The organism is Pseudonocardia lacus (genome assembly GCF_018531445.1).
Lineage (GTDB): Bacteria > Actinomycetota > Actinomycetes > Mycobacteriales > Pseudonocardiaceae > Pseudonocardia > Pseudonocardia lacus.
Genome location: NZ_JAHDTH010000068.1, coordinates 13,703 through 34,646, shown reverse-complemented (window position 1 = coordinate 34,646; position 20,944 = coordinate 13,703). Strand labels below are relative to the sequence as shown.

At 70.5% G+C, this 20,944-nt stretch carries 14 protein-coding genes; 10 read left to right on the top strand and 4 right to left on the bottom strand.

The window, feature by feature from the left end; all coding sequences use genetic code 11:
* Positions 1–132 (top strand): integrase core domain-containing protein (locus KIK08_RS16415; RefSeq protein WP_214404029.1); only part of this gene is annotated, 132 nt, incomplete at its 5' end.
* Here KIK08_RS16415 and KIK08_RS16410 read toward each other — a convergent pair.
* Positions 95–466, bottom strand: a complete 372-nt coding sequence (locus KIK08_RS16410) for a hypothetical protein (protein WP_214404030.1) — start codon at positions 464–466, stop codon at positions 95–97. The two genes, KIK08_RS16415 and KIK08_RS16410, sit on opposite strands and share 38 nt — an antisense overlap.
* A 184-nt stretch (positions 467–650) precedes the next feature.
* Entirely contained in the window at positions 651–2,054 is a 1,404-nt protein-coding gene (locus KIK08_RS16405) for a lipase/acyltransferase domain-containing protein (protein ID WP_214404027.1), read from the bottom strand.
* A gap of 127 nt (positions 2,055–2,181) precedes the next feature.
* Between KIK08_RS16405 and KIK08_RS41750 the strand changes: the two genes are divergently transcribed.
* From KIK08_RS41750 to KIK08_RS16390, 3 genes are read left to right on the top strand one after another with little or no spacing between them, the layout of a single operon-like run.
* Positions 2,182–4,287, top strand: a complete 2,106-nt coding sequence (locus KIK08_RS41750; protein WP_214404026.1) for an AAA family ATPase — start codon at positions 2,182–2,184, stop codon at positions 4,285–4,287.
* Positions 4,284–6,455, top strand: coding sequence for a WD40 repeat domain-containing protein (locus tag KIK08_RS16395; RefSeq protein ID WP_214404025.1), 2,172 nt, complete (start codon positions 4,284–4,286; stop codon positions 6,453–6,455). Before KIK08_RS41750 ends, KIK08_RS16395 begins: the two co-directional genes overlap by 4 nt.
* Positions 6,452–8,854, top strand: a complete 2,403-nt coding sequence (locus KIK08_RS16390) for a WD40 repeat domain-containing protein (RefSeq protein WP_214404024.1) — start codon at positions 6,452–6,454, stop codon at positions 8,852–8,854. The genes KIK08_RS16395 and KIK08_RS16390 overlap by 4 nt, the downstream gene beginning before the upstream one ends.
* A 1,400-nt stretch (positions 8,855–10,254) precedes the next feature.
* On the opposite strand, the gene KIK08_RS16385 is transcribed toward KIK08_RS16390, so the two are convergent.
* Positions 10,255–10,548: a hypothetical protein gene (locus KIK08_RS16385; RefSeq protein WP_214404023.1), complete on the bottom strand. Its 294-nt coding sequence runs from the start codon at positions 10,546–10,548 to the stop codon at positions 10,255–10,257.
* A 335-nt stretch (positions 10,549–10,883) separates the two neighbouring features.
* Between KIK08_RS16385 and KIK08_RS16380 the strand changes: the two genes are divergently transcribed.
* From KIK08_RS16380 to KIK08_RS39975, 5 genes are read left to right on the top strand one after another with little or no spacing between them, the layout of a single operon-like run.
* Positions 10,884–14,186 carry a DEAD/DEAH box helicase gene (locus KIK08_RS16380; RefSeq protein ID WP_214404022.1) on the top strand — a complete coding sequence of 1,101 codons (3,303 nt, stop codon included), beginning with the start codon at positions 10,884–10,886 and terminating at the stop codon, positions 14,184–14,186.
* Entirely contained in the window at positions 14,186–16,120 is a 1,935-nt protein-coding gene (locus KIK08_RS16375) for an AAA family ATPase (protein WP_214404021.1), read from the top strand. Before KIK08_RS16380 ends, KIK08_RS16375 begins: the two co-directional genes overlap by 1 nt.
* A 3-nt stretch (positions 16,121–16,123) precedes the next feature.
* On the top strand, positions 16,124–17,893 hold the full coding sequence (locus tag KIK08_RS16370) for a DUF262 domain-containing protein (RefSeq protein ID WP_214404020.1): 1,770 nt from the start codon (positions 16,124–16,126) through the stop codon (positions 17,891–17,893).
* A gap of 58 nt (positions 17,894–17,951) precedes the next feature.
* A complete protein-coding gene (locus tag KIK08_RS16365) occupies positions 17,952–18,410 on the top strand; it encodes a hypothetical protein (protein ID WP_214404019.1) in 459 nt (152 codons plus the stop codon).
* Between the two features lie 25 nt (positions 18,411–18,435).
* The gene (locus tag KIK08_RS39975; protein ID WP_250557133.1) at positions 18,436–18,762 is read left to right on the top strand and encodes a hypothetical protein; all 327 of its coding nucleotides are present in this window, start codon (positions 18,436–18,438) and stop codon (positions 18,760–18,762) included.
* A gap of 491 nt (positions 18,763–19,253) precedes the next feature.
* Here KIK08_RS39975 and KIK08_RS16355 read toward each other — a convergent pair whose 3' ends face one another.
* Complete coding sequence (locus KIK08_RS16355) at positions 19,254–19,889, bottom strand: TetR/AcrR family transcriptional regulator (RefSeq protein WP_214404018.1); 636 nt, start codon at positions 19,887–19,889, stop codon at positions 19,254–19,256.
* A 362-nt stretch (positions 19,890–20,251) separates the two neighbouring features.
* On the opposite strand from KIK08_RS16355, the gene KIK08_RS16350 reads away from it, so the two are divergent.
* The gene (locus KIK08_RS16350) at positions 20,252–20,806 is read left to right on the top strand and encodes an AMP-binding enzyme (protein ID WP_214404017.1); all 555 of its coding nucleotides are present in this window, start codon (positions 20,252–20,254) and stop codon (positions 20,804–20,806) included.
* Positions 20,807–20,944 lie beyond the last annotated feature (138 nt).

Here is a 20,944-nt window from a genome sequence, read left to right as displayed (position 1 = left end):
ACCAGCGAGTCGCAGCGACGAAAGGCCCTACCGGGCTGGATCCACGAGTACAACCATCACAGACCCCACACCGCCATCGGACGGGTCCCGCCCATCACCAGGTTGACCAACCTGTCCGGTCAGTACAGCTAGCGGTGGTGTCGGCAGTGAGGAAGGGCTCGATCCGTGCCCACGCCGCCAGGGCCGGCCGGTCATCGGGGTGGGTGAACGGCAATCCCAGTGAAGCCCGCACCCGTCCGCTGGTTTCCCACGGCAGGAACTCCGCTGGCACATGGGCGTCGTCGAGGACACCGCCGTGGGCGGCGTGTTCAGTGAGGTAGCGGCGGATGTAGGGGTGCGGCGGGTGCTGCGGGTCGGTGGCAGCGAGGTCGGCCAGCCGACGGGCGATCCGCTCGTGTACACCAGTTTCCGACTCCTCAGGCTCTCCGGGCTCGCCTGCTGGGGCCTGCTGGCTGCCGGTGGTCATCGGCACCGACCCGGCGCTGCGGGGGCGCCGATCAGTACGAGCAGTTGCCGGGCAGCGGCGCCGCCGCCAGCGTCGGCGGACGGACGCCGGTCGTGCACGTTGTTGTGCACGTTGAAGTGGTGGGCTCGATCCTCGCCGGGCGCCTCGACCACCCTGGCAGCTCGTGCGTGCTGGCCCATCGCCGTCACGCGTCGTCGACCAACACGAGTTGGCTGATTGGGGATGTGCCACCCGGGGTCACGGTGATCCGGTGGATCCCGGCCGGGAGGGGGCGGACCTCGGCGCGCCAACCGCCGGCGGCTCGGTAGATCGTCGGGTGATCGACCATGTGGCCGGTCTCGTCCTGCACGGTGATGATGGCGTCGGTGGGGCCGTCGATCCAGGTCAGCGCAATGTCGAACTCGGTGCCGGCGTCGACCAGGTCGGGCAGGTCGACTCCAACCTCATCGGAGCCGAGGCGATCCTCGTCCGGTGCGCGTTCGAGCAGCACTGCCTGGACGGCCTCACAGACTTCGCGGCAGGACGCGAGCGGGCCGTGTTGCTGGGTGATCGAAGTCGGGCGCGGCCCCCCACGCGGGTGAGCGGAGTTAAGCGGGACGGTGCCGTCGCCGTGTTCGAGGTAGCGCACGAGCACCCCGTCGGCATCGCGGTCGAACACCCCGCCGCGGGCACGGAAGGTGTGCTGATGAGCGTCGACGACGCCGTCGCGCAGGGTCAGGGTGGCCGGGGTGGGCTGGCGGACGCCGATCATGGCGTAGTGGTCGGGTAGCGGGTTGTCGGCGGTGGCGGTGTGCATGGTTGTCGACGCCGCAGCTAGTTCGCGGTCCCCGCCCAACGCCTCGACGTCGACGGGGGTGAGCCGGCGCGGGTCACCGTCTCCGTCCAGATCATCGACGCAGCGGTAGACGGGCAGCAGGTCGTGCAGGCCAGGCAGGGTTGCGGCCAGTTCTCGCAGTATGGTGCGCGGCAGCGGCACGGGGGCGCCGCGGCCGGCGTTGAGGATCACCGCGGCCTTCGCCGCCCCGTCGAACGGGGTACCCAAGGTGGTGGTGGCGCGAATATCCAGCCCCGAGGGCAGGGCGCGGACCAGCAGCCCGCCCATCGAGTGTGCGACCAGCACCAGCTGGGGCTCGCGGGTGTCGGGCAGCGCGCGGCGCATCTCCTCATACGTTGGGTGGTTGCGCCAGGTGTCGAGGTGCTCGGCAGCGGCGGTGTGCAGCAGGGCGGCGTTGTGGGTGACCGGCAGGCGCCAGTCGTAGGCGAACTCCAGCACCGCGGCCGGGTCGGCGACCACCTCGGTGATCGCGTTGACCAGGCCACCGTAGGGCTCGATACCGCGCAGGAACGGCGCGAACGCCGGCGCCCGCAGCAAGCCGGCCGGCCGCACCCGCGAGTAGTCGCCCTCGCGTTCGGCGTCGGTGAGCGCCAGCCGGGCCAGCGACGACGGATGGCGCCACGCCTGGCGGTACCAGCCCAGCCGGTGCATCCCCCACAGCACCTCATCGCCCTCGCACAGGGCGGAGCCCATGATCCCCGGAATCACCACCACTGCGTCCGGCGACACCGGCCCGCGCACCGTCTGCCCCACCAACCCAGATTGCTCCTGCCGCTGTGGGGCTGTCATGGTCGGGGATCGTAGCGAGGTGCTGCACCCGGTCGGGTGGGCAAACCGATAGCGTGACGGTCCTGTCGGCGCACACCAGGAGGAGCAGCCGGTGGTGCAGCAGGTGCAGCGGTGGCTGGTCAATCTCGTCGTACGGGACTACGCCGATGTGACCCCGGCGTTCCTAGCCAAGCTCGCCGAGCAGGACCAGGCTCTGCAGCGCTGGTGGTGTAACCCGCGGCTGGGGGAGCACGCCTTCACCCCGCACCCTGTGACCGCCCGTCCCGGCAGGCCGCTGCGCAGCCGACGCCACCTTGAGAACCTCGTGCACGAGACTGGGCTGCGCGAGCTCACCGGGTCGGACTGCCTGGTGCTCGTGTTGACCGGCCACGGGCGGCTCAGCCAAGGGCAACGTCACTACCTGGAGCTGCCCGACAGCCACCCGCAGCGACTGTGGGCCACCGGTTACCCCACCAGCGAGCTGATCGGTGCCGCGCTGGGCTCCGACGCCGAGCACGTGGTGGTGATCGTCAACGCCTGCCACGCCGGGCAGCTGCGCGGTGAGCTCGACGCCCTAGCCCGCGACCTGCCCTACGAGCGCCAGCGCCTGGACTCCCTGGCGGTGTTCGTCACCGGCCGCTTCGACGAGAAACCCCGCGTTGTCGACTTCACCGAACTGCTGCACCGGGTCGACCAGCGCCTACGCGAGCGCTCGGGGATCACTCGCCCGCTTCTGAGCGTGGAGGAATTCCGCCGTGAGCTCGTCCAGGCCGCCCGCGCCGACCCACCTCTCTACGACCCAATCCTGGTGTGGCCGGTCAACCCCAGCGACCAACCCCACCCGTGCCTGCCCAACCCCGGCTTCACCACCCTTACCCACGCCATCGGCCCCGCGCTGGCTCAAGCCGCGACGCCGGAGCCGGAGCTGGACTACTGGCTCGACCGCGCCACCGGACGGGTCTCGGGCACCGACCCCGGCTGGTACTTCACCGGCCGCGTCGAGCTCAGCATCCGGGTTGCGCAGTTCCTGCGCGAGGGCGACGGGTTGTTCGTGGTCACCGGCGCCGCGGGCACCGGGAAGTCCGCGGTCATCGCCCGCGCGGTCACCCTGTCCGACCCGAACCTACGCGCTAACCCCCGCTACCGCGACGCCGTCAGCGCTGCCCCACCTGCGACGCTGCCCCCGCCCGGGTCGATCGACGCCGCGGTCCTGGCCCGCCAAAAAGACGCCCGCACCATCGCTGGCGACCTGCTAGACGCCCTCGGCCACCCCGCTCAACCCCCCGCGCCGGGGGAGGACCCCGGACAGGCTTTGCGCCACCAACTCGCTACCGCCGTTACCGCGATCACCGCCCGCGGGGGGCGCGCCACTCTGGTCGTCGATGGCCTCGACGAGGCCATCCAGCCGGTCACCGTGGTGGTCGACCAGCTCGGGCCGCTGCTGCGCCTGACCGACGCCGCGGGGCGGCGGCTGGTGCGCCTGCTCGTCGGGGTGCGGTCCTCACCCGGCCCCGGTCAGGATCAGCACGGGCTGCTCGACCTGCTCGCCCGCAGCGCCCACCCCATCGACGTGCACACCATCCGGACCGACGGCCCCGGTACGCGGGACGACATCGCCGGCTACGTCGAAGCCCTCCTCGACACCCCGGGCTCGCCCTACGCCACCTCCATAACGAGCCCTCACGCGCAGCTACGCGACGCCGACAACGACGCCGCTGACAACGACGCCGCAGTTGCCCGTCACGACGCGGCCAGCGTCGTCGCCGATGCTGTCGCACCCTCGTTCCTGGACGCTCGGCTGGCCGGGCAACGCCTGCGCGAGGCAGCCCACCGTCAAGACCTCCAAGACCCCGCCTGGCGGGCCACCCTCGCCGAAGGCATCGTCGGGCTACTACGCGCCGACCTCACCGACGTCGCTGCCGCGGACATGCCCACTGACCCTGCCGAACTGCTCGCGGTCCTGCGCGCGGCCGCGTTCGCCCGTGGCGCTGGCGTGCCCTGGGCCGAGGTCTGGCCCGCCATAGCCGAAGCCGTCCTCGACCGCCCCCTCACCAACCCCGACACCACCATCAAACAGGTCCTGAGCGGACGCCTCGCTGGCTACCTCACCCGCGACGTCGAACACGACCGCGTTGTCCACCGTCCCGCCCACGACCTGCTCGCCGTCGCCCTCCGCCAACATCCCGACCGACTTCTGCACCAAGCACCACACCCATGACCACCGTCACCGGGACACCTCACGGGCGAGAACCCGGTGTGCACGAGCGCATCGCTCGCCGGCTGGCCGCGATCGCCACCACGGACCCAGCACACCCTCCGCACCCCTACATCCGCCGCTACCTCACCGAGCACGCCGTCGCCGGTGACGTCCTCGACGACCAGCACGTCCCACCACAGTTCCTCCCGTGGGAGACCAGCGGACGAGTTCGAACGCTGCTGGGGCTGCCAATCACCGACCCCGGCGACCGGCCCGCCCTAGCCGCTTGGGCCCGCATAGAACCCTTCCTGACTGCCGCCGGTGACCTGCCCGCGGCGGACAGATACGCCAGTTTCACGGTGGTACACGCTGCGGTCACCGGCCGCGCCCTTCCCATCTCTGTCCGGCCGGCCAGCCGGTACCGGCTGCATGCCCGCTGGGCTCGGTGGCAGGTGCCCGACAACATCATCGACACCACCGGATCCCCGATCAACGACGTGACCAGCTTGCCCGGTCCCGGCGGGCGCATTTTGCTGGCTACTGCCAGTGATGACGGGACGGTGCGGTTGTGGGACCCGACCACCGGCATCCCGATCGAAAACCCGCTGATCGGCTACACCGGCCCGGTGACCGCGGTGGTGGCGGTCAGGCTCGCCGAAGGACGCACCCTGCTCGCCACCGCCAGCGGCTACGACGGGACGGTGCAGGTCTGGGACCCGACCACCGCCACCCCGGTCGGCAACTCGCTGACCGGCCACACCGACGCAGTGGAGGCGGCGGTGGCGGCGGTCGGGATGCCCGACGGGCGCACCCTGCTCGCGACCGGCGGCGGCGGGACGGTGCCGTTGTGGGACCCGGCCACCGGCAGTCCGATCGGAAACCCGCTGACCGGCCACGCCCGCCGGGTGCGGGCGGTGGCGGCAGTCAAGCTGCCCGCCGGACGTACCCTGCTAGCCGCCGCCAGCATCGACCGGACGGTGCAGTTGTGGGACCTGGCCACCGGCATTCGGGTCAGAACCCTGCTGACCGGCCACACCGGGGCAGCGTCATCGGTGTCGGCGATGGCGGCGGTCGGGCTATCTGACGGGCGCACCCTGCTGGCCACCGGCGACGACGACGGGACGGTGCGATTGTGGGAGCCGATCACCGCCACCCCCGTCGGGGAGCCGTTGACCGGCCACACCGGCCCAGTGCGGGCAGTGGCGGCGGTCGAGCTGCCCGCCGGGCGCACCCTGCTGGCCACCGCCAGCGACGACCGGACGGTGCGATTGTGGAACCCAGCCACCGGCGTCCCGGTTGGAGACCCGCCAGGTGGCCATACCGGCTCGGTGCGCGCGATGGCGGCGATCAGGCTGCCCGACGGGCGCACCCTGCTGGCCACCACCGGCTGGGACGGGACGGTGCGGTTGTGGGACCCGACTATCGGCGTCCGGGTCGGGGACCCGCTGACCGGCCACACCGGCTCGGTGCGCGCGATGGCGGCGATCAGGCTGCCCGCCGGGCGCACCCTGCTGGCCACCGCCGGCAACGACCGGACGGTGCGGTTGTGGGACCCGGCCACCGACACCCCGGTGGGGGTCCCGCTGACCGGGGACATCGGCAGGGTGGAGGCGATGGCGACAGTCGGGATGCCCGACGGCCGCACCCTGCTCGTCACCGGCGGCTCCTACGGGTCGGTGCAGTTGTGGGACCCGGCCACCGACACCCCAGTCGGGGAGCCGCTGACCGGCCACACCGGCCCGGTGGAGGCCGTGGCGGCGGTCGGGATGCCCGACACACGCACCCTGCTGGCCACCGCCGGCTACGACCGGACGGTGCGATTGTGGGACCCGGCCACCGGCAGTCCGATCGGGGACCCGCTGACCGGCCACACCGGTGCGGTGACCGCGGTGACGGCCGTCGGGCTGCTCGATGGCCGCACCCTGCTTGCCACCGCCAGCTCCGACAACACGGTCCGGCTGTGGGATCCCGTCATCGGCACCGAATCGGCGAGGGCCGTGTTCGCGGGCCCTGTCGCTGCGATAAGCACCGTCATCGTGCCGACGGAGGCTTCCCGACCGGGCCGAACCCCGCATCTAGCCGTCGGCGGCCCCGGCGGGCTTGCCCTGCTCGCGATCAGCACTGATGCGACCGAGTCGTACCCGCTGGCTGGCAACGTTTATCCGCTGATCTCACCGACACAGCCGTGACACCGACAGCGCCCTCCGCGGGCGAGCCGGCAGGGACTGAGGCCGAGGTACACGAGCGCATAGCCCGCCGCCTGGCCGCGCTCGCCAGCACCGACCCGACCCACCCGCCGCACCCCTACATCCGCCGCTACCTCACCGAACACGCCGCCGCTGGTGACGCCCTCGACGATCAGCACGTCCCACCCGAGTTCCTGGCGTGGGAGACCAGCGGACGAGTCCGAGCGCTGCTCGGGTTGCCGATCACCGACCCCGGCGACCGGCCCACCCTGGCCGCCTGGGCCCGCATCGAACCCTTCCTCACCGCCGCCGAGGACATCACCCCGGCCGACAGATACGCCAGCCTCATCGTGGCGCACGCCGCGGGCACCGGCCGCACCATGCGCACCTCCGGGCGGCCGGCCAGCGGGTACCGGCTGCAGGCCCGCTGGGCGCACTGGGAGGTACCCGACAACATCATCGGCACCACCCGTTCACGGATCAACGCCCTGGCCAGCCTGACCGGGCCCGATGGCCGCATCCTGTTGGCCACCGCTGGCAACGACGGGACGGTGCGGTTCTGGGACCCGGCCACTGGCATTCCGGTCGGAGACTCGCTAACCGGCCACACCAGCGGGGTGGATGCAGTGGCGGCGGTCGGGATGCCCGACGGGCGCACCCTGCTGGCCACCGGTGGCGATGACGCGACCGTGCGGTTGTGGGACCCGGCCACCGCCGCCCCGGTCGGAAACCCGCTGACCGGCCACACCGGCCCGGTGACGGCGGTGGCGGCAATTGGGATGCCTGACGGGCGCACCCTGCTGGCCACCGCTAGCGACGACGCGACCGTGCGGTTATGGGATCCGACCACTGACGTCCCGGTCGGCAGCCCACTAACCGGCCACACCGGCCCGGTGACGGCGGTGGCGGCAATCAGGCTGCCCGACGGCCGCACCCTGCTGGCCACCGCCGGCAACGACCGGACGGTGCGGTTGTGGGACCCAACCACCGCCACCCCGGTCGGGCACCCGATGATCGGCCACACCAGCTTGGTGCGGGCGATAGTGGCGGTCGAGTTGCCCGGCGGTCGTACCCTGCTCGCCACCGCCGGCTGGGACGACACGGTGTGGTTGTGGGACCCGGGCACCGCCGCCCCGGTCGGGGACCCGATGACCGGCCACACCCGCCCGGTGTGGGCGATGGCGACGGTTAGGATGCCCGACGGGCATACCCTGCTGGCCACCGCCAGCTTGGACCGGACGATGCGGTTGTGGGACCCGGCCACGGCCACCTGCATCGGGAACCCTCTGGCCAGTCGCACCAGCGCAGTGCAGGCGATGGCGGCGGTCGAGCTGCCTGACGGACGTACCCTGCTGGCCACCGCCAACTGGGACCGGACGGTGCGGTTGTGGGACCCAACCGACATACCGGCCGCACATCCGCTCACCAGCAACTCCAGCTCGGTGACGGCGGTGGCCGCGGTCGGGCTACCCGACGGGCGCGCTCTGCTGGCCACCGGGGGCTGGGACGGGTCGGTGCGGTTCTGGGACCCAACCACCGCCACTCCTGTCGAGGGCCCACTGACCGGTCACACCGACATGGTGACCGCGATGGCCACAATCAAGATGACCGATGGATCCACCCTGCTGGCCACCACCAGCCACGACGGGACGGTGCGGTTGTGGGACCCGACTATCGGCGCCGCGGTCAGGGAACCAATGGTCGGCCACACCGGCCCGGTGGAGGCCGCGGCGACAGTCGAAATGCCCGACGGGCGCACGCTGCTGGCCACCGCCGGCGACGACCGGACGGTGCGGTTGTGGGACCCGGCCACCGGTGCCCCCGTCGGGAACCCACTGGCCGGCCACAACCTGGCGGTGACAGCGATGGCCGCAGTCGAGACGTCCGAGGGACGCTCACTGCTCGCCACCGCCGACAGCTGGGACGGGACGGTGCAGATGTGGGACCCGGCCATGGGCGCCCCGATCGGGGACCCACTGACCAAACACCGCCCGAGCGAGGTGACGGCGATGGCCGCGGTCGAGACGTCCGACGGACGCTCACTGCTCGCCACCGCCGACAGCTGGGACCGGACGGTGTGGCTGTGGGACCCAACCACTGGCGCCCCTGTCGGGAACCTGCTGACGGGCCACACGGGCCCGGTGACCGCGGTGACGGCGGTCGGGGCGCCCGACGGACGCACCCTGCTCGCCACCGCCAGCACCGACGGGACCGTGCGGTTGTGGGACCTCACCACCGGCATCGAGTCAGCTAGCGCTGTGTTCGCGGGGCCTGTCGCTGCGGTCGCCACCGTCACGGTGCCGAACGAGGGCTCCCGAGCGGGCCGAGCAGCACATCTTGCCGTCGGCGGCTCCGGCGGGCTTGTCCTGCTCGCAGTCAGCAGTGACGAGATTGAATCTTAGCCGGCGGCCGCCAGCGCCGCGCTCCCGCCAACCTCACCGAACGAGCCATGACATCGACCGCGTCCTCGACGGGCGAGCCAGCAGGATCTGAGGCCGAGGTACAGCAGCGCATAGCCCCCTCGGGCCGCTATTAGATCGTGGCGACCCGCCAGTGCCGGGCGCCCCCGCCCTTGCCGGTGGTCAGTTGCACGCTGACCCGGATCTCGTACCGGCGGTACCGGGCGATCGCGACGACCCGCGGCGGGTCCCTCGTACGATCACCACTGGCCCGAATTTGCCGGACCTGTCGGCGGTCGGGTTCGGTAGCCGAGCGTGAGCGCGCCGGGAGTCCTTCCAGCCCGGCTGGCCATGATCGGATGGCACGGATCGGGCACACGATCATGGAAAATGCTGTGAGACGTCAGAGCCTCTCGTATCCCCTTTCTGCAGCTCACGGCAGGTTGCGAGAGACTTCGAGAAGCGTTGCGAGATGTCGATCTTCGTCCGGCTTACAGGCCAGCTCGTCCGCTCCACGCCTGTGGGCTGCGGAAACGTGCCAAGTGATCGTTTCCATGGCACATCCGTGGCACAAGAGCTGTTGATTGTCCTAAGTGGACGACGAGCGCAGACCGCGCCGTTGGCTACGTTCAGCGACGAAGACCGCCGGTCTATCAGCGAGTTGGACCGCCCTGCGCTGCGCCTGGGCGGCTGCTCCAGACGTCCCGCGGGTCGTAGCGGAGGTATCGGCCAACTCGACGGCAGCGGGGGCCGTAGCCGCGGTAGCGCCATTGGCAGAGGGTGGCGGCGGGGATGCCGAGAAATCCGGCCGTTTCGGTGACGCCCCAAAGGCGCTCGGGCCGCTCGTCCATGCCATCGTCCTCCACCCGGGATCGGATCCGGTCCGAGGATGGCTTCGGCGCTCATCGTTCTCGTGGCTGTCATGTGGTCGCCACAGCTCGCGGGCTGGTCGATGTGGTCAATCTGTGGCCATGGTGTTGGCGGCTCCGGAGACGGTTCTTCAGAGCGGCTACCCGGCCGAGTTGCTCCCGGGAAAGATGAGCCGGCTACACGACGATTTCCGCTGCTCGGCCAGCCACAACACGCGCAGACGGGGGTCTGCGTCGAGGCCACGCTGCAGCCAGGCGACCGCGGTCCAGGTCTTGCCCGCACCGGTGGGGAGTCCGAGCAGGCCGCAACGGCCGGTCCTCTTGTCCAAGTCATCCAGTTCCGCCCAAGCCGCGACCTGGTGCGGGACGGCGCGCGGCCGAGTTCGCCGACGCCGACCAGGTCGACCGCGGCGCGGTCGCGAGCGGTACTGGGCTCGTGGACCCGGTACCTCGTCGCTGGTCGTGTGCAGCATGACGAACCAGGTGCGCAGATTGCGCTGCAGGTTGTCGGTGTTGCGGCGTTGGCGGAGGACCTCAACCTGTCGGGGGCGTCAGCGGGTGCGCTGGGTGCAGGCGTCGCCAGCGAGCCCGAGCTTGACCAACTCGCACAGGGCGGCCGTCCTCGTCGTCCATGACGGGGACCCAGTGCTCGCGGAGCACGTCGACCAGGACCGGCAGGTGGTTGAGCTGCAGCGGGCGGCCGAGCGAGCGTTCGGCCTCGACGATCAGGTGGGCGTCGTCTAGTTCTTCGATCCGGTCGAGGTCGGCAGTGCGGCGGGCGGCTCGGTAGCGGGCGAGCAGCATCGTGCGCAGGAGTCCGGGGTCCACTACGGCCCAGTCGAAGCGGGAGGATCCGTCGGGTATGGGGAGCGGTCAACGCGACTCCAGCGGTCGTCGTCGGCTGGCCGGTTCGACGCGCGGAAGCGGGGAGACGAGCTCCCTACAGTGGGGTCGCATTGTGCCTCGCTGTAGCGAGCCATGGCGTTTCGTCAGCTCAGCGCTCGTGCGTCACCTTGGGTAGCTCGACCGGAGCAAGGTCTTCCCCCGGAAAGAGGCAAATCTGACATAGGCGTCGCGTTCCACGGTCCACGACCGATGTTCCCTGCACGGCGAGGTGAGGGACGGGGCGGTGCATGGCGCGATTCGTACGTTCAGCTGAGGAAGTGGCCACGACGTTCGGCTACCACCCCCAGCCGGCCGACCTGCTCGCCCTCCTGCAGACCATCCGGTTTGCACGCCTGGTAGTCGTAGGCGGTCGGGTGCGGGACGTCGTCGACCATGTCGGGTCGATCCGCACCGCCGCCGAGGTCGCGCTGCCGCGCGGGCTCTACTGGTTCGCCGGACTCGACGAGCCGCTGGCCCTGGTGGTCAACGCCGGTGCCACCAGCGACGGTATGGCTGTCGCTGTCGCAGACCTGACCGACGACGAGCCGCTCCGCGACGCCTACGACTGGGCGGAGCAGCTGTGGGACGACGGCCAGCCGGTGCCGATGCCGGCGTTCGCGGTGGGCGAGGACGTGGTCACCCGCGTCGGCGGCCGGGACTCCCAGGTCCGGGAACGGGCGTTCAACGCTGGCTCGTGGCTCTACAAGATCCGGCTCGACGGCACCGACCAGCGGGTTGCCGAGTCGGACCTGGAGGCAGCACCGGAGGGCAGCGAGCCGGCGGACTGGGTCCAGGCGAGGCCGTCGACGGTCGAGCGGTTCGGCGCGACCCTGACCCGCGGGAAGCTGGCGGCGTCGCTGACCGACACGGTCTTCTCGTTCCGGGCCACCCGGACGGTATTCCGGCCGTACCAGTTCAAGCCCGTGCTGCGGCTGCTGAACACCGGGGCGACACGGATCCTCGTCGCCGACGAGGTCGGCCTAGGCAAGACGATCGAGGCCGGCCTGATCTGGACCGAGCTGGAGGCCCGGCACGCCGCGGCCAGGGTCCTGATCGTGGCGCCGTCGTCGCTGGTGGGGAAGTGGCAGGCGGAGATGGCGGAGCGGTTCGACTTCGCCGTCACCGAACTGGACAACCCGGGGCTCGCCCGGTTCCTGGAACAGCATCGGGCGAACCGGCTGCCGAAGCGGTTCGCCCACGTCACGAGCCTCGAACGGCTGCGCGCGTGGGACGGGCTGGACGAGTTGGCCGACTTGCCGCCGCAGTTCGACCTTATCATCGTCGACGAGGCGCACGCCATGCGGAACCCGGGCACGCGCAGCCACGCCCTCGGCGAGCAGCTCGGCGACTGGGCCGACGCCCGGGTGTTCCTCACCGCTACCCCGGTCAACCTGGGCAACCGCGACCTGTTCAGCATGCTCGAACTGCTCGCGCCCGAGGACTTCGACGACCCCGAGGTGCTCAACCTGCGCCTGGAACCCAACGCTGTGCTGCACCAGCTGGAACGCACGCTGCTGGACCGGACGGTGTCGGGCGCGGACCGTCTGGCCGTGCTGGACCGGCTGAAGACCATGACGTTCGGCGCCGCACTGATGAGCCGGCCGGACTTCCCCGCGCTGCGCGACGTGCTGGCCCGCGACGAGCTGACCCCGGCCGACGTGGTCGAGGTCCGGCGCCACCTCGCTGAGTTCAACGCGCTGTCCACGGTGATCACCCGCACCCGCAAGGCGGAGATCGACGAGGACAAGGCGCTGCGCGAGCCGCAGATGGTCGAGGTCGTCTGGACCGCCGCCGAGCACGAGTTCTACGACCAGTACGTCCAGTGGTGCGTCCGGCGGGCCGACCACGCCGGGCAACCGCTGCACTTCTGCATGCAGATGCCCCTGCGGCTGGCCAGCGCCTGCTTGCCCGCTGCCCGCGACGCCGTCCTCGGCTCGGCTGCCCAGTGGGTGCCGGCTGACGAGGACGACCCGCTCGCCGAACCCACCCCGGTCGTGCCGATCCCACCGCACGCCGAGCTGGTCGCGGCCGCGCGGGCGTTGTCCGACGACTTCAAGTTCGACCGCCTGCTCCGGCTCGTGCAGGACCTCGTCGAGCAGGGCCGCCGGGCGCTGCTGTTCACGTTCTCCCGCCCCACCCTCGCTTACCTGCAGCGACGCCTGTCCCCATACGCGCGGGTGGCGGTCCTGCACGGCGGGGTGCCGCGCGACGAGCGGCGCCGGGTGATGGCCGCGTTCCGGGCAGGCGAGTTCGACATCCTGCTGGCCAACCGGGTCGCCAGCGAGGGCCTGGACTTCGAGTTCTGCTCCGTCGTCGTCAACTACGACCTGCCGTGGAACCCGATGGAGGTCGAGCAGCGCATCGGCCGCATCGACCGCATCGGCCAGCCCGAGCAGAAGATCCTCGTCGTCAACTTCTACAACGAGCAGACCATCGACGAGAAGATCCTCAAACGCGTCCTGGAGCGGATCGGTGTCTTCGAGCAGGCCATCGGCGCGCTGGAACCGATCATCCAGGACGGGCTGCCGGCCGTGCTGGAGGCGGTGTGCGACTTCTCGCTGAGCGACGCCCAGCGCCAGGCCAAGGAGAACCAGTTCCTGGCCGCGATCGAGGGCAAGCGCGCCGAGGCCGAACGGCTCGCCGACGCCACCTCGGACCTGCTGGTCAGCAACGACGTGGACGTGTCCGGGCTGGAGCGCGACCTGCTGCGCGGCGGTCGCTACGTCGGACAGCGGGAGCTGGCCCATCTGCTGCAGGACTGGGCCGAGACGGCCCGTGGCGCCGTTCGCATCGACGATTCCCGGGTGGTGCTGCGTGGCAACGCGACCATGGCCGACCAGGTCCACGATGTCGTCCGCCGCGGGCACCGGATGCAGAACGAGGTCACCGACCTCGAACACCTGCTGCGTGACGAGCGCGACCTGAGCCTGGTGCTCGACCAGGAGGACGCCCGCACCGGCGGTGGCTCCCTGCTCACGGCCACCCACCCGCTCGTGCTGGCCGCAGTCGCCGTGCCTGGGCACCGCCAGGCCCGGTTCGCCAACGTCTGCGTGCACGACGCCACCGCGCCATCTGGCCGGTACGCGGTGGTCCTGGCACTGGTGAGCGGCGAGGGCGACCGCGGCAGCCGGGAGCTGTGGGGCGCCGCGACCGACCTTGACGGCCAAGAGGCCCCGTCCACGGTCCCGGACGCGCTGCTGGCCGCGCTGGCCCGCGGTGAGCTGCGGGCCACCGCGTTCGACCTGGACTGGACCGATGAGCTCGTGGACCCGATCGAGCTGGCCACCGACCAGCTGCAGGGCCGCTTCGCCGTCGAGCAGAACCGGCGGCGCATGCAGGCCGACGCCCTGGTCGAGGCGCGGCGGGTGAGCCTGTCCGAGCAGCGGCAGCGCAGGCTAGCGGTGATCGACCGGCGGCTGGAGACCGCCCGGTCCCGCGGTCGTCGGAGTCTGCACCTGTTCGAGGCCCAGCGACGACGGACCCTGGAACGCCACGAGGCCGCGCTGCGGTCGCTGCACCGGAGCGGACCGGCGCTGATGACGCTGACCCACCTCGCCGCCTGCTACCTGGAGATCGTCTGATGACCAGCGGACTCGCGCGCATCATCGCCGACGAACAGGCCACCGACGACCGGTACCGCAAGGCGCTGGAGCGCAGCCGGGAAGACCGGGTAACGGTTCGCCACGGCCCGGGTACACGGCACACGCCCCCGCGCACCGTGGCGCCCGCGGAGAAGGGCCTCGTCGGCCGGGTCGCGCTCGCCGAGCCGACCGACCTGTTCGACGGGCTCGATTTCTACATCGGCTCCGGCCACGTCGACGAAGACCAATTGGTCGTCTTCAGCTGGGCGGCACCCATCGCGAGCACGTTCTTCCGCGGCCGGGCCCGACACGAGCTGTGCGACCAGGTCGCCGTCACCCGCACCCTGGTCCGGCGCCGCGGGCGGATCGACGACTACATCGACGACGACGGCCCCGCCCGCGGGACTGAGCCGCCGTTCGCGACGCGCGCCCTGACCGTTCCCAAGGCTCCGGCGCGGCGTCGCCTCCCGGGCAGGAGCGCCCCTCGGGAACGACCGGCTGCGGTTGCGGAACCCGTCCCCAAGCCGCGGGCCGAGCGGGCGATGCTCGCGGCTATCGCGGCGCCGCGCCGAGAGCGGTTGTCCAGCGTGCTCGCCACGCTCCAACCGGAGCAGTACGACCTGGTCACCGCCGATCCCGACGCCACTCTGGTCGTCCAGGGTCCGCCCGGCACCGGCAAGACGATCATCGCCGCGCACCGCGCGGCCTTCCTGGCCCACCGCGAGCAGGGACGCGAGCGGGTGCTGGTCGTCGGCCCGACCGAGCACTACCGCCACCATATCCAAGGTGTATTGACCGACCTCGTCGAGAACCCCGGCAGCGTCGGGACGGCCTCGCTCACCGAGATCCTCACCGACCTGCGCCGGCTCCCCGACGCCATTGACGACAGCCCGCCCACCCAGGACCGCGACGTCGAGGCCCACCTCGCCGAGCTGGCCGAGTACACAGCCAACCTGCTTCGCACCACCGGCGGGCTGCGGCCGCGGTCCGCGCACGCCGACCAGATCGTCGCCGTGTACGAGGCCCTCCGCGTCGCTGACGTGGGCCGCTACCGGGTGACGCGGGATGTCGCCTGGCGGAGGTACCTGAGGGCGCTACCCGACCTGCGCGTGGCCCGTCGGTCGCGGCGACACCTGCCCCTGCTGGCGGCCTGCAGCCTCGCCGTCGCCTCCCCGTCGACGACCTACGACCACGTCGTGGTGGACGAGGCGCAGGACCTCACGCCGCTGGAGTGGGCCGTGCTGCGGCAGGTCAACCCGGCCGGCGGCTGGACGCTGCTGGGCGACATGAGCCAGCGTCGCTTCGACTGGAGCTGTCCGAGCTGGCCGGACGTGGTGGAGGAACTCGGCACGCCGGGGTCGCGGACCGAGGAGCTGCGGCGCGGCTACCGCACGTCCGCGGAGATCATGCGGTACGCCGACCGGCTCCTGCCCCGCCTGAAGCGGACGGTGGACTCGCTGCAGGCCGGAGGCACGCCACCGCGCCAGGTCAAGGTACGACCCACGGAGGTCAGCGCCCGGGTCGCCGAGGAGGCCACGGAACTGCTCGGTCGGCACCCGGGCGGGACCGTCGCCGTCATCGCGCTGATCCCGGCTGAGGTGATGCGGGCGCTGCGGCGGGCCGGTTTCACCGTCGATCCGCACGACGTCAGCAAGCTCGTCCGTCAGGGACGGGCCGTGCGTGTCTTGAACCCGGAGCAGGCCAGAGGGCTGGAGTTCGACGCCGTCGTGGTGGTCGAACCGAGCGCGTTCCCGACGCGGGCGGGGCAGCACGGGCTGCTCTACACGAGCCTCACGCGGGCCAACCGGGAGCTCGTGGTGGTGCATTCCGAGCCGTTGCCCAGGGAGTTGCGGGCGCGGCCGCCCGCACGAACGAGGTCGATCCCGGCGCAGAGGCTTCCAGACGTTCGACCCATCGTTTGCGCACAGGAGTAATTGGTGACCTTTCAGACCCCGGTGACCGTTGAGGAAGTCCTCTCCGGGATCCATGCGAAGCAGTACCTGTTGCCGGCGATCCAGCGCGAGTTCGTCTGGGACCAGGAGCAGATCAGGCGGTTGTTCGACAGCTTGATGCGCGGATACCCGATCGGATCGTTTCTCTTCTGGAAGGTCAACGAAACGACCGCGGCCAGCTACACCTTCTACGACTTCCTCACGCACTACCATGAACGTGACAACCCGTACGCGACCAGAGCGGTGGTGCCCACCGGCAATTCAACAATCGCGATCCTGGACGGCCAACAGCGCCTGACCTCGTTGAACATCGCCATCTACGGCAGCCACAGCGAGAAGAAGAAGTACGCCTGGTGGAACAGTGCCGACGCCTTCCCGAAGAAGCGACTGCACCTGAACCTGCTGGCTGACCCCGATCACGAGGAGCTCGGGTTGAGGTACGACCTGCGTTTCCTCAGCGACGCCGAGGCGCAGCCCGAGCCTGGAGAACCGGCCGGTTGGTACCCGGTTGGTGACATCCTCGCTCTCGCCAACGCGGGTCGGGCGTTGATGAACGCCCTCCACGAGCGCTCGATCGACACCAACCAGCCCGGCAACTACGACCGGCTCTACGCGCTCTACGAGGCGGTCCGCGTCAACCGGCCCATCAACTACTACCTCGAGACTTCGCAGGACGCCGACAAGGTGCTCGACATCTTCGTCCGGGTGAACAGCGGTGGTACTGCGTTGTCCTACTCCGACCTGCTCCTCTCGATGGCGACGAACCAGTGGCAGCAGTTGGATGCTCGCGAGGAGGTGCGTGCGCTCGTCCAGGAGCTGAACACCGGTGGATCGCGGCAGTTCTCCTTCTCGAAGGACGTGGTGCTCAAGACGGCGCTCATGGTCGCCGGCGTCGACCTGAGGTTCCGCGTCTCGAACTTCACCCAGGAGAACATGAAGAAGGTCGAAGAATCGTGGGACGTAACCCGGGCGGCGCTCATCCGGGCGGCCACACTGCTGACCAGGTTCGGCCTGTCCAGTCGCAGTCTCACCGCCCACAGCGTGGTCATCCCCATCGCCTACTTCCTCGCGTCGAAGGGTCTGGACGACTCCTACCTGGACTCGAGTGCGCACGCCGCGGACCGGAAGTCACTGCAGACCTGGGTCAACCGGTCGTTGATGAAGCGGGGGATCTGGGGGTCGGGTCTCGACACGACTCTTGCGCGGATACGCCTTGCCATTGATGAGCACCTCGGCGGGAAATTCCCCGTCGCAGCCGTCCAGCACGGGATGGCCGCGATCGGCAAGTCGCTGGAGTTCGAGCCGACCGAGATCGATGAGCTGCTGGAGCTGAAGTACGGGCATCAACGCACGTTCCCCGTGCTCGCCATGCTCTACCCCGGCCTGGACCTGAGCAAAGCGTTCCACGAGGACCACATCTTCCCCCGTTCGGTGTTCACCCCGCGACGGCTCCTCCGCGCTGGTGTGGCGCACGAGGACGTCGAGACGTTCCGGGGTGCGGTCGACCGCCTGCCCAACCTCCAGCTGCTCGCGGGACTGGCCAATGTAGAAAAGCAGGCGAGTCTGCCTGCAGCGTGGTTGTCCGCTGCTTTCGGGTCGCCGCAGCAGCGCGATACCTACATCAACGAGAACGATCTGCAGGACGTCCCTGAAGACGTCGCCGACTTCTTGACGTTCTACGAGCGACGTAAGAGCGCGCTCCGCGCTCGGCTTCACGCCCTGCTCGGCGAGCGGGTTGCCGCGCCCCGAGCATGACGCGCAGTGACAGGACCAGACAGTTGCAGACAATCCTGAACAAGTTCATGATTGAGCGGTGACGACCGAGGTCCAGTGGAGCGAGTTGCAGCGCGACCCGAAGGCCGTGGCGGCTCTGGCCGATCGCGGTGAGGTACGGCTGCGACGCCGTGACGGGGTGTCGCTGCTTCTGGTCCGCGAGGACGAGGTGGCCGCCGCCGCGGAGGGTGCCGTGAGTGCTGCACGGGCGCTGCGCAACGCGCTCGCACACCTGTCGGCTGAGCAAGCCGCGGAGGTGCTGACCGAGGAGTTCCCCTGGGCTGACCTGCTACCGGTAGAAGATCGGCAGCGGTTCGCCGTCGACTTCGTGCGAGCGGTCGGTGCTTCGGCCGAGACCGGGCGGTGGTCGGTGCTGGGACAGGTGTTGCTGGAGTGGCGAGCCGCTGCTGCGGTGCATGCCGACCCGGCACTCGTGGAGGAACTGACCGGTCCGCTCGACGACGACCTCGGTCCGGTGCCGGCCCCGAAGGAGGACTGAACGGTGCCGGCGAAACGGGGAACGGGTGGCGCCGCCGGCTCGGCCGGACGGTTGGGAAGCGAGGTTCGCCACTTCCGAGGCTGCCAAAGGCTGGGAGGAGCTGTGCCGGGTCGCGCGGGCGAACACCTGGGAGGCCTGGGTCGTGCTGACCGAGCGGCCGACCCAACCGGAGAACCCGTCGCGCCAGCACCGGCTACGTGGCCAGCTGGCGACGCGCGAGATCAGCGGTCGCGTCCTTGAGCAGTGGCAGTACGAGGTGACCGCCAGCGGGCGGATCTGGTACTGCCCGGACGAGCAGCGCCGGGTCGTCTGGGTCGCGGCTGGTACGGGACACCCGAAGGCGACGGAGTAGCGCCCGTTCCACAACGCTATGCGCTGGGAGCGAACATAGGCCATGACGCCCACGTAATCACACGCGGATAGCCCCAGCGACCGGCTGGCGCTCTAGCTGGCGCCGCCTACAGCTGGTTGCCCCTGTTGCTGGACGACGGCCAGCTCATCACGTGCTCGGGCGCCGGGTCACTTCCTGCGCAACGGCGGCACCACTACATCGGGCGATGGCGTCGACGACGCGTGAGCGATCCGCGGAGCCGCACGCCGGCGTTCGGATGATCCGTTCCGCGCCGGCGGACCGGAGTCGGCATGCGGGGCCGCCCGGCGTATCGCTCCCTCCTTGCGCGCGCCCATCCAGTTCGAGGGACCTCCGGGTTGCCGGGATGCGGGCTGCAGGGTGAAACCGTGGAGATCTGCGTACTCGCGGGTGGAGGAGACCGGGCCGCCGGCGAGGAGGATCGCTGGTGGGCAGCCTGATGCGGCAGGCGGATTCGCCTCCTTCCACCGGTGTCACCGCTTCTCCGCCGCGGGACCGGCGTCGGCCTGCAGTCCGGCGATGAGCGTAGTGACGAACTCGCGGGTGACCTCCTCGCCGTCGTGTAGGCGGGGGTCGAACCACGAGTTGAGCGAGTTGAGCGAGAACAGCACGAGGCGGGCCAGCATGGCGGGGTTGCGGTCAGGCCGGACCTCGCCGGCCTCCTGGGCCTGTTTGATCAGGTCGGCCACGCCCTCCTGGTAGGCGCGTTGGCGAGCGGCGATGTTGCCGCGGCGGGGCTCGGACAGGCTGCGCCAGTTGCGGTCGTAGACCCGCACCTTCTCCAGGTTGGTCATGATCAGCCGCAGGTAGGTGGTGAGGTGCGCGCGGAGCCGGGCGATCGGACTGCCCTCGGTGTAGCGGACCTCGTCGAGCGCGGCGACGAACCGGCCGTGCGCCTCGGAGACGATGCTGTAGAGCAGGTCCTCCTTGGAGTCGATGTGGCTGTACACGCTGCCCTTGAGGATGCCGACGGCGGTGGCGATGTCGCGGACCGAGGTGGCGTCATAGCCCGAGGTGTAGAAGAGGTGCGCCGCGGCGTCGATGAGCCGGGTGAGCTTCTCGTTGCCCTCGGCGAGGCGGACCTCCAGGTCGCGGACCTTGCGCACCATCTGCGACCCCCACTCCTCACCGGATCACGACCGGGCGGCCGCGATCCCAGAGCGTGACCTTCACGGGCCGTTGACAGCTTGTCAAGGCGCTTCGTACGCTACCGATCGGTCGTACTACCTTGGCGTCGCAGTCGGACGAACTGGCTCCACCGAGCTGGCCATCTTGCTGGTCTGGGCGGGAGACCCTCGCTGACGTCGACCGAAGGCACTACCGATCGTCTACATCGCGCCGCGCAGGCCTTCTGTCGGTACTACCGAACGGCAGTACTGGGCGGCAGCACTGAGCCGCCCCGCCGGGTCACCCCCGTAGACCCGTGCCGCCACCCACCGCCAGACCGACCCGCCCCCGGGAGGGACCACCCATGCCATCGCTGCAAGGACGCAGGTCGTGGCGTCGCCGAGCCGTTCTGTCGCTGATCCCCGCGGTCGCCCTGCTGCTGGCGGGGTGCGGGGGCGGCGGCGGCAGCGCCGCGCCGAACACCGCCGAGACCCAGGACTTCGTCATCGGCATCGGCGTCGAGCCGAACTCGCTCGACCCGCACACCACCCGCGCGGGTGGCGACGAGTACTACATCAGCAACGTCTTCGAGCGGCTGCTGGCCCGCGACCAGGACGGCAAGCTGGTCCCGGCGCTCGCCGAGAGCTGGCAGATCGCGCTGCCCTCCGAGCACGGCGAGGACGAGGTGAAGGTCGTCGTCGTGCTCGTCGACGGCGCCGAGGTCACCCCGCGCGAGCTGTTCGAGTACTGCGTCGACACCATGCCGCGGTTCATGGTGCCGAAGTACCTGGAGCTGGTCGCCGAGCTCCCGCGCACCGAGACCGGCAAGACCCAGAAGGTCAAGCTGCGGGCGGCGGGGGTCACCGAGGGCACCTACGACCGGGCGGAGTTGGGGTTGGGGAAGGTGCCCGTGCGGTAGACCGTGTCGTGTCCGGACGGCGGCTCGAGCCCAGCGGCGGCCGGACCTGTGGGCGCCCGATCTCGGTGCACGTCATGCGACCTGCTGATACTCGTGGAGCAGTCCGTCGTGGCTCCGTACACGGCGTGGGTGATCGGC

Excerpts from the sequence above, each read along its gene's own strand:
- KIK08_RS16410 (WP_214404030.1), bottom strand. The coding sequence starts at position 466 with ATGACCACCGGCAGCCAGCAGGCCCCAGCAGGCGAGCCCGGAGAGCCT.
- KIK08_RS16395 (WP_214404025.1), top strand. The coding sequence starts at position 4,284 with ATGACCACCGTCACCGGGACACCTCACGGGCGAGAACCCGGTGTGCAC.
- KIK08_RS16375 (WP_214404021.1), top strand. The coding sequence starts at position 14,186 with ATGACCAGCGGACTCGCGCGCATCATCGCCGACGAACAGGCCACCGAC.
- KIK08_RS16355 (WP_214404018.1), bottom strand. The coding sequence starts at position 19,889 with ATGGTGCGCAAGGTCCGCGACCTGGAGGTCCGCCTCGCCGAGGGCAAC.
- KIK08_RS16350 (WP_214404017.1), top strand. The coding sequence starts at position 20,252 with ATGCCATCGCTGCAAGGACGCAGGTCGTGGCGTCGCCGAGCCGTTCTG.